The sequence below is a fragment of the Pseudoalteromonas sp. CR1 genome, from assembly GCF_019392235.1.
Taxonomy (GTDB): domain Bacteria; phylum Pseudomonadota; class Gammaproteobacteria; order Enterobacterales; family Alteromonadaceae; genus Pseudoalteromonas.
The window spans coordinates 110,455-123,459 of sequence record NZ_JAHXRM010000001.1; the positions used below are offsets into that span (position 1 = coordinate 110,455).

The window sequence follows — 13,005 nt, forward strand, 5'->3', positions numbered from 1 at the left end:
ATTAAGCACGCATTAAGGCCCTGTACGCTAAGTTTTCTAAAACTAAATAACCGATAAATGCGCTTTGTTTAAAGATTAAGTGCTTTTACCTGTCTCATTTTACGTATATGGGTTAAAATACTTCCATAACCAACTAACAAGATAGTGAATGTCAAACCAAGATCCAAATCTCAGTCGAGAACAAGAAAAGTACGAAAACCCCGTCCCTAGCCGTGAGTTTATACTTACTCATCTTCAAGAGCGTTCAAAACCTGCTAACTACGCACAGTTATGCGAAGAACTAGCCGTGAATGACGAAGAGCGTCAAATTGCATTTAAACGTCGCCTTCGTGCCATGGAGCGCGATGGTCAGTTATATTTTAATAAATTTAAATGTTATGCACTGATTGACGAAGCCGGTTTAACCAAAGGCAAAGTAATAGGCCACAGAGACGGTTTTGGCTTTTTAGAAGTTGAAGGCGAGAACAAAGATTGGTTTATTGCCAAACATCAAATGAACATGGTGTTACATGGCGACATTGTACTAGCTAAAGGCACAAAACGTGGCTCTGGCTCAAAATGCGATGCCCGCATTATTAAAGTGCTTACCAACGAGCGCGCACCTATTGTAGGGCGTTACTTTGTTGAACATGGTGTTGCAGTTGTAGTCGCTGAAGACCCGCGTATTACGCAAGACATCATGATTTTACCTGGCAACGAAAACGGTGCCCGCCACAACCAAATGGTGCAGGTTAAAATTACTCAAAACCCTAGCCGCAATATGAACGCGGTAGGTAAAGTTGTTGACGTACTGGGTGAACATTTGGCGCCTGGTATGGAAATTGAAGTTGCCCTTCGTAATCACGATATTCCGCATGTTTGGCCAGAAGAAGTGGACGCACAAGTGGCTCACTTAGGCGAATTTGTCGAAGATGCAGACAAACAAGGCCGCGTAGATTTACGTAACTTACCGCTTGTAACCATAGATGGCGAAGACGCACGCGACTTTGATGATGCAGTGTACTGTGAGCCTAAAAAGTCAGGCGGTTGGCGTTTATGGGTTGCCATTGCTGATGTATCGCATTACGTAGGTATGAACACGCCATTAAATAAAGAAGCCATAGCACGTGGTAACTCAGTTTATTTTCCTGAGCAAGTTATTCCGATGCTGCCAAAAGTACTGTCTAACGGGTTGTGTTCACTCAATCCAAAAGTAGACCGTTTATGTATGGTTGCTGAAATGACCGTATCAGCGGCAGGTAAGTTGTCGGGTTATAAATTTTACGAAGCTGTGATGAATTCGCACGCGCGTTTAACGTACACCAAAGTCAACGCCATTTTACAAAACGACGAAAAGCTTCGCGACGAATACGCCGCCGTAGTGCCACATTTAACTGACTTACAGCAAATGTATATGGCGCTCAAATCAGCACGCCAAGAGCGCGGTGCTATTGAGTTTGAAACACTCGAAACACGCTTTGTATTTAATGCGCAGCGTAAAATAGAGTCTATTGTGCCCGTTATTCGTAACGACGCGCACAAACTTATTGAAGAATGTATGATTTTAGCCAACGTGTCAGCGGCTAAGTTACTCGAAAAGCACGAAGCCAGCGCACTTTACCGTGTACATGACGAGCCCGACAGCGAAAAGCTGGGTAACTTTACTCAGTTTTTAACTGAGCTTGGTATTCAAAGCACATTAAGTGATGAACCAACCCCTAAAGAGATAACCCAAGTATTAGCTAAATTAGGTGAGCGCCCAGAAGCCGAGCTTATTCAAACTATGCTGTTGCGTTCAATGAAACAAGCCGTTTACCAGCCAGATAACATAGGCCATTTTGGTTTAGCGCTTTCGGCTTATGCGCACTTTACATCGCCAATTCGTCGTTACCCAGATTTAGTTGTGCATCGTGCAATTAAAGCGGTACTAAAAGCACAAGGTCAACAAACATCAGGCGCGTATGCTTATACCGACGACGAAGTAGATCAATTAGGTGAGCAGTGTTCAACCACCGAACGCCGTGCAGACGATGCGACTCGCGAAGTAGCCGATTGGCTTAAATGTGAGTTTATGCAAGACCACGTTGGTGATGAGTTTAACGGGGTTATTTCATCGGTAACTAATTTTGGTTTGTTTATACGCCTAGACGACTTACAAATTGACGGACTTATTCATGTTACTAATTTAGGTGATGAATACTTCCAGCACGACGCTGCAAAACATACCCTAATAGGTGAGCACACACATAAAGTTTACCGCCTTGGCGATAAAGTGACAGTGCAAGTTGCCTCAGTTAGTTTAGACGATCGCCGTATAAACTTAGTGCTCAAAGGCGATATAGCACAAGACAGGTATTCACGCCGTCGTGCACCAAAAGGTAAAGCACCAGCGAGTGTACGCTCACAGTTAAAAGCAGGCAAAGTACCGGGCAAAAAGTCAGACGACAAGCCCAAAGGTAAAAAAAAGCCAGCCGGTAAAGGCAAAGCTGCTGGTAAGTCGGCGATTAAAGCTACCGACGGCACCACAAAGAAAAAACCGAAAAAGAAATCGGCTAAAAAGCCTAAAAGACCAGGCAAAAATGCCCGTAAACGTACAAGCCCAGGAGCATAAAATACGTGAGTAATGAATTAATTTTTGGCTTTCACTCTGTTGAAGCAATTTTAGCAAAAGAGCCTGAGCGATTTTTAGAAATTTACGCCCTTAAAGGCCGTGATGATAAACGCTTAACACCGATTATTGATGAAGCACGTAAATTTGGTATTTCAGTACAATTTATGCAGCGTAAAGCGCTTGATAACAAGTCGAAAGACGAACAGCATCAAGGTATTATTGCTAACGTAAAAGCGGCGCCAACGTACAACGAAAAAGATCTAGATGTGATCATTGCCCGTGAAGAAACCCCATTTTTATTGGTACTTGATGGCATAACCGACCCGCATAACTTAGGTGCATGCTTGCGTAGTGCAGATGCGGCAGGTGTTCACGCGATTATTGTTCCTAAGGATAAGTCGGCAAAGCTTAACGGCACAGCGCGTAAAGTAGCGTGTGGCGCAGCAGAAACAGTCCCTCTTATTCAGGTTACTAATCTTGCACGTACGCTTCGTGAAATTAAAGATGCGGGTGTATGGGTAGTTGGTACCGCTGGCGAAACCGATACACACGTATTTGATGCAAGCTTAACAGGCCCAATGGCCATTGTTATGGGCGCAGAAGGCGAGGGGATGCGCCGTTTAACGCGTGAGCATTGCGATGTATTGGTTAAAATTCCAATGGCAGGTTCGGTGTCTAGCTTAAATGTATCGGTTGCAACCGGTATTTGTTTATTTGAAGTATTACGCCAACGTAACGCAAACAATTAAATTGCCCTAGCTTAAAGCTTAAGCATTAAAAAAGCCGAGATTAAATAATCTCGGCTTTTTTGTATCTATTATTTGCTTAGCATATCGTGAGTAAAACGGTTCAGCTAACGAGCCGTTTTACTCAGCAATTACTTAAAAGCTATATGTGTAGCCCATTTGAATACTACGAGGCTTACCTGGCTGAATACCGCCATTAGCACGGTTAGCGATGTACGTTTTATCAAACAGGTTATCAACCGTTAAGTATACTTTTTGGTTGTCGTCGATTAAGTATTTAGCTGCTAAATCCCACACTACACGACTATCGATTGCGTTTAAGCCTGAGTCAGATAGGTCGGCATGAGAATCAGACACGTAACGTATTTGGCTGTTAACAACAAACGATGCAAACTCAGCGCCTAACGATAAAGCAACTTGGTTTTCTGGTACGTAAGGCATTGCGTCGCCTTTTTCTACTGAGCCCCAAATTTCTGAATCAAACGTGTTTTTAAACTCAGAGTCAGTGTATGTGTACGTTAATTTAACTGGGAATTGTGCTGCGTCTGTTGCAAATGTACGACCCGCACTAAATTCAAAACCCGACACTTCTACTTCACCGTAGTTGTATTGGTCGCCAATGTTCTCGTCGCTACAACCTACTGCCGCAGTACAGTTACCGTGCATATTGTCGTAATCAGAGAAAAACGCAATCACTTCACCGTTAAAGCCATCCATATTAAAGCGAGAGCCAAACTCAAGGTTTACACTTTCTTCTTCTTCTTGGTCTGCATTACCCGGTGCCGCTGGAGCATAACCTTTTTGAATACCAGCAAGTAACGTTATGTTGTCGTTAAGTGTGTAAGTGGCACCTAACGATGGCACTAAAATTTCAGTATCGTTCGAAATATCTTTAGTTAAGCCATTGCTGCGCGTTGGATCTGATTTAGACCATTCTTCACGTTTAATGGTAATGTCTTCGTAACGAAGGCCTGCATTAATAACTAACGCGTCTAATGTCCATTCGTCTTGAACAAATAACGTGCTTGCTTTAGCGCTGTCTACACGGTTGCTATCTGAGCCAGGAATACCTTGCGATGTAAGCGTCATGCTTAGGTCTTGATTAAGCGTGTACGTGTCTTGCCATTGGAAACGATCCATTTCGTCTTCGTGGTAACGCACACCAACTGTAACGTAGTGATCGCCTGCAGGAATATGTAATTCAGACTGAATGCCTTTTGCTTGGTAATCACGGTTGTTAGCTTTAACACCAATACCTTCAATACCTTCAATACCTTCGCTTGTTGGGTTTGCTTCAAAATCGCTGTATTGTTCAAGTGTGCTTGTGCCTACACTGCTTGCTTTATACCAGTTACGATGAAAATCGTTTAGGTAAGCGGTTGCAAGTAATTCGTAGCCTTCACCAAAACGATACGCGTAGTTTAGTTGGTAAGCATTGTGGCGAGTATTCATTTCATCATTTTGTGATGCAGCGTAACGGCGATTAGGGTTTGCTGTGTAATCTTCGTCAGTTAAGCCCATATAAGTTTCGTCTGATGTTTCGTCAGAGTATTTTACTTTTAGCTCAATGTTATGCGCATCGTTTTGACCAAACGTATGGCCAAATTTTAATAGTAAATCTGTTTTTTCAAAGCCCGTGTTGTCGCTGCCAACAGGAAGCTCTTTAAAGCCATCTGCGCCGTAAGTAAATACTTCAACTAAGCCAGACGTGTTGTTTTTTTCTTTACCAAAGTATGCGTGGCCTTTGTAGTAGCCATCGCTACCAAGGGCTGCATCTACCATACCTTTAGAGCTATTTGGCTCGGTTGGTAAGCTACGAGAAAGTAAGTTTAAAACACCACCTGTAGTACGAGGACCGTACTTAACAGAGGCCGCGCCTTTTAATACTTCTATTGTTTCCATACGACCCATAGTAGGGAAGTAATAAGCAGAAGGTGCAGAATAAGGCGCAGGTGCGACTAATACACCATCTTCCATCACAGAAATTTTATCGTTACGGCCGGTACCAGTACCGCGCATACCAATGTTAGGGCGAAGGCCGTAGCCATCTTCTTCTTGAACGTAAACACCCGGAACAGACGCTAAAACACGCGAAATGTCGGTAAACTCAAATTTTTGAAGTTCTTCGTCAGAGATAAAAGTAGCCGAACCAGGAATGTCGTTTATAGCTTGCTGTGAGCCAATAACTGTAATTTGTTCAAAGCGTTGTTCTTTATCGCTGGTGTCTTTAGCCATTGCAGTGGCTGTAAAAGACAAAGCAACCGCAGTTGCAAGAGTAGATACTAAAAACTTAGGGTTCATTTTTGTCCTAATCACGTTGATTATCTGAATTGGCGTAATTTGAACACGTTAACGAATGCGAATCAATATTATTTAGTATAAAAATATTCATTTTTTTAGAACTAAAAACATATATTATGTAACTTAATTAACTTTTTTATATCTTTTGTATTGTTTTGTAATCGTGACGCTAGGTATAAAGTTGAGTGTGTGTTTTATTAGCCTAAACGCAAGGCAATAAACTCAGCAAGCTTATCTACCGCATTTTCAGACTCACCTGAACTTTTAACCAAGCTAATACCAATGTCGCCCAGTGCAGGTAGGTATTTAGTTTGTACTTGGTAATTAAGCTCACTGGGTACGGTACTTTTTGCAAGTACTGTAATGCCAAGCCCTTCTTTTAAAGCCGCAATAAGCCCAGTTAAGTCGGCGTTACTATATACAATACGGTATTTTATGCCGGCACTTTTAAGCGCATCGGTAGCGCGGCGGCGATAAATGCATCCCTCTGGCGCGGTTACTAAGGTAACTACTTGGTTTTGTGCTTGGTTTAAATCGCCCACCCATACCAATTGGTCTTGCATAAAAATAGGAAATTTACTTGAGGTAAGTTGCTCGTTTAGCGCAAGAACTAAATCAAATTGGTCTTGCCTAGAAGCCGATAATAAATGCTTACTTAAACGCGATTTAACTTCAAGCGATACCTCTGGGTAAAGCGCCACAAAGTCGCCAATAATAGAAGGGAGTATTCGCGCTGCAAATTCGCTAGGTATGCCTAAGCGTACTTTTCCGGCAATACTCTCTGAGGTAAATTGCTGCAAAATGGCGTCGTTGTATTGCATCATCTGTTTTGCCATGGGCAATAATAGTTCGCCGTACTGGTTAAGTACTTGGCGCTGACCTTGCTTTTTAAATAGTTTATAACCTAATACATCTTCTAAGCGCTTTATTTGTAAGCTTACCGCAGGCTGTGAAAGGCCTAAAAAGTCGCCTGCTTTGGCAAATCCGCCTACATCTACAATCATTACAAAGGTGCGTAAACTGTCGGTTGATATATTTTTCATATTTAAAATTACAATTTATGTGGCCACATATATAAGTATTATTTATCAATTGATAAATAATTACAATTTGTTGTTACAGACCCCGCGCAATATAATTTTAAGATTAAAAATACACAGGTGTTTGTTATGACTTTTAACCCAATAATGTTTGCCCGCCACAGCAACGCCAACAGCGCGGTTATAAACGCTTTGCAAGCAAATAACAGCACAGTTGTAATGGATTTTAGCGGCAGCGAAGCTTCTGTATTTTTAAGCAGTATTTTAGGCCACGATTTAACAAAATTAACGGCCAGCGGTTTAGGCTTAAAAGGCACGCTAGACGGCGATTTCAATTCTGACTTTAGCTACGCCGTGTATTATTTCAGCGAAACTGCCTTTCGATTTGTATTACCTTACAGCGCAAGCCTTCAATTACAGTCACTTATAAACGAACAACAGCTTCGTTTTGATATTGACTACGTTATTCGTACCGACTTAACCAGCTTTACCTTAAGCGGCGAAAACGCCTTTGATACGTTAGTTGATGCCTTTAAGTTAACACCCGGTTTGCGATTATCTGACGCGCAATTATGCTACGGTGCGCAAAGCGGTGAGGTATTTATTACCGCAATTGATAACAAAGATGAGCAGCATTTTGTGCTCATAGCTAAAGCGCCAGAGCTACAAAAATGGCAAAGCTATATGCAAACGCAAGGTTTTGCAGTCATGCAAAGTCAGGCCGCATAACAAAACAATCAACAGGCAAACATAGCTATGTTTGCCTGTTTTTAATTTAAGCCACGCCCATTAAGGGTTAATTTAAAACGTGAAGGAATGTTATGACTTCTAAAACTGTACTACATGCTAAGCACCTAGAAGCGGGCGCAAAAATGGTTGATTTTCATGGCTGGGAAATGCCAATCAACTACGGCTCACAAATAGAAGAACATAATGCAGTGCGTAACGATGCAGGTATGTTTGACGTATCACATATGACCATTGTTGATATTGAAGGCGACCAAGCTAAAGCATTTTTACGTAAGCTTGTAGCAAACGACGTGGCTAAATTAACCGTACCGGGCAAAGCACTTTACACGGGTATGCTTAACGCGCAAGGCGGCGTAATCGACGACCTTATAATTTACTTTTTCAGCGAAACGTTTTACCGCCTAGTGGTTAACTCGGCTACGCGCGAAAAAGACTTAGCGCATTTAGCTAATGTATCGAGCGATTTTGCCGTTACAGTGACTGAGCGCCCAGAGTTTGCAATGATTGCAGTACAAGGCCCTAACGCACGCGAAAAAACAGGCACGCTTTTAAATGCAGAGCAGCAAGCAGCAGTTGAAGGTATGAAGCCGTTTTTTGGTGTTCAAGTGGGTGATTTATTTATTGCTACAACGGGTTATACTGGCGAAGACGGTTACGAAATTGTAGTACCAAACGACCAAGCAGCCGATTTATGGCAACAACTGCTAGATGCAGGTGTAGCGCCAGCTGGTTTAGGTGCACGTGACACGCTACGTTTAGAAGCAGGTATGAACCTTTACGGCCTAGATATGGACGAAAGTGTATCACCACTTGCCGCTAACATGGCATGGACTATTGCATGGGAACCTGAAGATCGTGACTTTATTGGCCGTGACGTACTGGTTAAACAGCGCGCTGAAAAAAGCACCGACAAACTTGTTGGTTTAGTACTTGAAGAAAAAGGCGTATTGCGAAGCGGTTCAAAAGTAATTGTTGACGGTGGGGAAGGGGTTATTACCTCAGGTACTTTCTCACCTACACTTGGTTTTAGTGTAGCCCTTGCACGTGTACCACGTTCAACAGGCGACACAGCTCAAGTAGAAATGCGCAAAAAATTAGTTAACGTTAAAGTAGTGAAGCCTAGCTTTGTACGTAACGGTAAATCAATAATTTAAATTTGGTGTTATCACCCAATAATACCAATCATGTTGAGTTATTAACCACCTACAGCGACGGATAAATAGAGTGATAACAAGGCATTAATTTTGATATGTAGTTGTTCTACCTGAAAAATTAATAACGATGTTAGCGCTTTATTTAGACCGCTAGAGTGGTTAAATATTTAATTTGATTGGTATCATAACCAAAGGAACAAGATAATGAGCAATATCCCTACTGAATTAAAATACGCTTCTTCACACGAGTGGGTTCGCAACGAAGGTGACGGTACCTTTACTGTAGGTATTACAGAGCACGCACAAGAACTACTTGGTGACATGGTATTTGTTGAATTGCCAGAAGTGGGCGACGAAGTAGACGCAGGCGAAGATTGTGCAGTAGCAGAGTCGGTTAAAGCGGCGTCAGACATCTACGCACCAATTAGCGGCGAAATTGTTGCCATTAACGAAGAGCTAGAAGACGCACCTGAAACAGTAAACAACGACGCGTACGGTGATGGTTGGTTATTCCGTGTTAAAGCATCTGATGAGTCTGAACTAGACAACCTATTAGACGCTGAAGGTTACTCGCACACTATCGACGAAGAGTAATCACTCTTTATTGATACTTAAAAGCCCCGTTTTATGTTTGATGGGGCTTTTATGATTTTATCGCCAACTTTCCATACCATTTTGACGTTAAATCATCATATATTTTAATTAATACTAGTTACCCATTAGTATTTAGGATCATAGGAATCTAGACACATGTCAAACGCCAAATCTCTTGAGCAGTTAGAGCAAAAGCAAGATTTTATTCGCCGCCATATAGGGCCAAGCCCAGCGCAAGTAAGCGATATGCTAAGTGCTTTAGAAGTATCGAGTGTACAAGAGCTGATCGATCAAACTGTACCGGCTAACATTCGCCTAGAGCAACCGCTAAGCATTGGCGAAAGCCGTACTGAAGTTGAAACACTAAGCTACTTAAAGTCAGTAGCAAGCAAAAATAAAGTTTTCAAATCGTACATTGGCCAAGGCTACCACCCAACACATGTACCGCACGTGATTTTACGTAACGTACTAGAAAATCCGGGTTGGTATACAGCGTACACGCCGTACCAGCCAGAGATAGCACAAGGGCGTTTAGAATCGTTACTAAACTTCCAAACTATGACCCTAGATTTAACAGGCCTTGATTTAGCAAGCGCGTCGTTACTTGACGAATCAACCGCTGCTGCCGAGGCAATGGGCCTAGCAAAACGTGTATCAAAAGCTAAAAAAGCCAACGCCTTTTTTATTGCCGACGACGTACACACACAAACTATAGACGTAGTAAGCACCCGTGCTGAGCAATTTGGTTTTGAAATTATTGTAGGTAAAGCGGCCGACGCCGTTAACCACGACATTTTTGGCGCATTATTCCAATACCCATCTACATCGGGTGAAATAGTTGACGTAACCGACCTAATTGCCGGCGTACAAAGCAAAAAGGCCATTGCCTGTGTTGCTGCCGACATTATGAGTTTATTACTATTAAAAGCACCGGGTAAACTAGGTGCCGACGTAGTACTTGGTTCGGCTCAGCGTTTTGGTGTACCAATGGGTTACGGCGGCCCACATGCTGCATTTTTTGCAACACGTGACGCGTACAAGCGTTCATTACCAGGGCGTATTATTGGTGTATCTAAAGACCGTTTAGGTAACGACGCACTACGAATGGCTATGCAAACGCGCGAACAACACATTCGCCGTGACAAAGCCAACTCAAACATTTGTACAGCGCAGGTACTGCTTGCCAACATGGCCGCGTTTTACGCGGTGTACCACGGCCCGCAAGGCTTAAAAACTATCGCGCAGCGCATTCACCGCTTTGCTGATATTTTAGCAACTGGCCTAAAAGCAAAAGGCGTGGCACTAAAGCACAGCACATGGTTTGATACGTTAACAGTAGTAAGCGACAACAAAAACGATGTAATAGCACGTGCCATTGCACACGATGTTAACTTTGCTACAAACCACGACGGCGAGTACTCAATTTCGGTTTCAGAAACCACAACACGTGCCGATGTAGCTGAGCTATTTGATATTGTACTAGGTGAAGGCCACGGCCTAAGCGTAGATGCCATTGCAGCCGATATTGAAGCAAACGGTAGCGACTCTATTCCAGCAAGTTTAGTGCGTGATGACGAAGTACTAACGCATCCAAACTTTAACAGCTACCACAGCGAAACAGACATGCTTCGCTACATTAAGCGCCTTGAAAACAAAGATTTAGCGCTTAACCACTCAATGATCTCGTTAGGTTCATGTACCATGAAACTAAATGCGACCGCTGAGATGATCCCCGTTACATGGCCTGAATTTGCAAACCTTCATCCATTCTGCCCGCTAGACCAAGCAGAAGGTTACCAAATAATGATTAACGAGCTACACGACTGGCTAGTTAACATTACCGGTTACGATGCGATTTCACTACAGCCAAACTCGGGCGCACAAGGTGAATACGCAGGCTTAATTGCCATTCGTAAATACCACGAGTCACGCGGCGATGCGCACCGTAATGTATGTTTAATCCCAAGTTCTGCGCATGGTACTAACCCTGCGTCGGCACAAATGGCCAGCATGAAAATTGTGGTGGTTAACTGTGACAAAAACGGCAACATCGACATGGCCGATCTTAAAGCGAAAGCTGAAGAAGTGTCTGAAAACTTGTCGTGTGCCATGATCACGTACCCATCTACCCACGGTGTTTACGAAGAAACCATTCGTGAACTATGTGACATTATTCATGAGCACGGCGGCCAAGTTTACATGGACGGCGCAAACATGAACGCACAAGTAGGCGTAACAAGCCCAGGCTTTATTGGTTCAGACGTATCGCACTTAAACTTGCACAAAACGTTTTGTATTCCGCACGGTGGCGGCGGCCCAGGTGTAGGCCCAATTGGTGTTAAATCGCACCTAGCGCCATTTATGCCAAACCACAGCGTAATTAATGTACCGGGTACCAACATTAACAACGGTGCCGTATCGGCAGCGCCTTACGGCTCAGCGGCTATTTTACCTATTTCATGGGCTTACATTACCATGATGGGCTCAGAGGGCTTAAAACAAGCCACCGAAATGGCCATTGTGAACGCTAACTACCTAACGCACGAGCTAAGCCAGCACTTCCCAATTTTATACCGTGGGCGTAACAACCGCGTTGCTCATGAATGTATTGTTGACTTACGCCCATTAAAAGAAGCGTCAGGCATTACTGAAATGGACGTAGCTAAGCGCCTACAAGATTACGGTTTCCATTCACCTACTATGTCGTTCCCAGTAGCTGGCACATTGATGATTGAGCCAACAGAGTCTGAGTCAAAAGGCGAGATAGACCGCTTTATCGAAGCGATGGTGTCAATCAAAGGCGAAATCGACAAAGTAATCTCTGGCGAATGGTCAATCGAAAACAACCCACTTGTGTTTGCTCCGCATACACAAGCTGACGTGTTAGGTAACGAATGGGACCGCGCGTATGACCGTTTTTACGCTGCATTCCCAGTACCAAGCGTTGCTAAAGATAAGTTTTGGCCAACGGTTACACGTATAGATGATGTATACGGCGACCGTAACTTAGTATGTTCATGCCCAGCGGTAGAGACTTACCGCGACTAATTTTTGAAAAAATTCCACTTTAGAGTGAGGATTTATCGAAATTATAAAAGCCGTTGCAGCAATGCAGCGGCTTTTTTGTGTTAAAACGTTGTAGACGCACAGCTTGCTGGCGTGTTGGGCGAAGCCCAAAAGGTATTTAATTGTTGTTGGCGTTTAGCTTGCTGACGCGCGGGCGGTAGCTCGAATAAGTATTTGAATAGGTGTTTGAGGTTTATAACCACCGATAATGTGAATGCATTTCGCGCTTTTTAAATATTAGAAACCTTATTCAAGGTTTTTTGCCAGATTGCTGGCGGCAACCAAGGGGCGGCTACCGCCGACCGGCCCTTGGAACCCCACGGCGCCCCGAGCATCACGCTATTTCCTTCAAATCACAATTGATGTGAACATAAACGGCGAAGATAGGCCATCCATGGCCTAGTTTCGCCTTATCGCGCATCCATGCGCGATATTACTCATCAATTGCTTCTTTTCAGGGCGCGATGACGGGGGAGGTGGGTTAAACGTGAGGTTGATGTTTGGTCTTGGCAAGAAACAAGACCTGATAATCATATAGAAAGCTCCTCGAGTTTTTCGATACAGTTGTGTTGTTCAAAACATAAACAGTATCACGAGGAGCTTAGTATGAAACTATATGGTGGAATTGACTTGCATTCAAATAATAGTGTTATTGCTATCATTAATTCACACGGTGAAACGCTTACCGCTAAGCGTTTAAATAATGACATGTCTGTCATTTTATCTTATCTTTTCTCAGTCCTTATAAAGACAATTTAAAAGGA

At 43.2% G+C, this 13,005-nt stretch carries 9 protein-coding genes; 7 read left to right on the forward strand and 2 right to left on the reverse strand.

Annotated features, from left to right (window positions below; all coding sequences use genetic code 11):
- The first annotated feature begins 148 nt into the window (after positions 1–148).
- Together rnr and rlmB are read left to right on the forward strand one after the other, a co-directional pair.
- Positions 149–2,590 (forward strand): ribonuclease R, encoded by a 2,442-nt coding sequence (gene rnr, locus KZZ04_RS00580; protein ID WP_138529622.1) that lies wholly within the window; start codon positions 149–151, stop codon positions 2,588–2,590.
- A 5-nt stretch (positions 2,591–2,595) separates the two neighbouring features.
- Positions 2,596–3,339, forward strand: a complete 744-nt coding sequence (gene rlmB, locus KZZ04_RS00585; RefSeq protein WP_006794097.1) for a 23S rRNA (guanosine(2251)-2'-O)-methyltransferase RlmB — start codon at positions 2,596–2,598, stop codon at positions 3,337–3,339.
- Positions 3,340–3,471: 132 nt separating this feature from the next.
- Here the strand turns inward: rlmB and KZZ04_RS00590 are convergent, their stop codons facing one another.
- The gene (locus KZZ04_RS00590; RefSeq protein WP_138529624.1) at positions 3,472–5,637 is read right to left on the reverse strand and encodes a TonB-dependent receptor; all 2,166 of its coding nucleotides are present in this window, start codon (positions 5,635–5,637) and stop codon (positions 3,472–3,474) included.
- A 197-nt stretch (positions 5,638–5,834) separates the two neighbouring features.
- Positions 5,835–6,680: a LysR family transcriptional regulator gene (locus KZZ04_RS00595; RefSeq protein WP_058403191.1), complete on the reverse strand. Its 846-nt coding sequence runs from the start codon at positions 6,678–6,680 to the stop codon at positions 5,835–5,837.
- Between the two features lie 126 nt (positions 6,681–6,806).
- Between KZZ04_RS00595 and KZZ04_RS00600 the strand changes: the two genes are divergently transcribed.
- The 5 genes from KZZ04_RS00600 (at position 6,807) to KZZ04_RS21110 (ending at position 13,000) form a co-directional block, all read left to right on the forward strand.
- A complete protein-coding gene (locus KZZ04_RS00600) occupies positions 6,807–7,406 on the forward strand; it encodes a hypothetical protein (protein WP_138529626.1) in 600 nt (199 codons plus the stop codon).
- A 92-nt stretch (positions 7,407–7,498) separates the two neighbouring features.
- On the forward strand, positions 7,499–8,581 hold the full coding sequence (gene gcvT / locus KZZ04_RS00605; RefSeq protein ID WP_138529628.1) for a glycine cleavage system aminomethyltransferase GcvT: 1,083 nt from the start codon (positions 7,499–7,501) through the stop codon (positions 8,579–8,581).
- Between the two features lie 204 nt (positions 8,582–8,785).
- On the forward strand, positions 8,786–9,175 hold the full coding sequence (gcvH, locus tag KZZ04_RS00610) for a glycine cleavage system protein GcvH (RefSeq protein WP_058403188.1): 390 nt from the start codon (positions 8,786–8,788) through the stop codon (positions 9,173–9,175).
- Between the two features lie 156 nt (positions 9,176–9,331).
- Positions 9,332–12,223 (forward strand): aminomethyl-transferring glycine dehydrogenase, encoded by a 2,892-nt coding sequence (gcvP, locus tag KZZ04_RS00615; RefSeq protein ID WP_219421395.1) that lies wholly within the window; start codon positions 9,332–9,334, stop codon positions 12,221–12,223.
- 624 nt (positions 12,224–12,847) lie between these two features.
- Positions 12,848–13,000, forward strand: a complete 153-nt coding sequence (locus KZZ04_RS21110) for a hypothetical protein (protein ID WP_249310761.1) — start codon at positions 12,848–12,850, stop codon at positions 12,998–13,000.
- Positions 13,001–13,005: the final 5 nt, after the last annotated feature.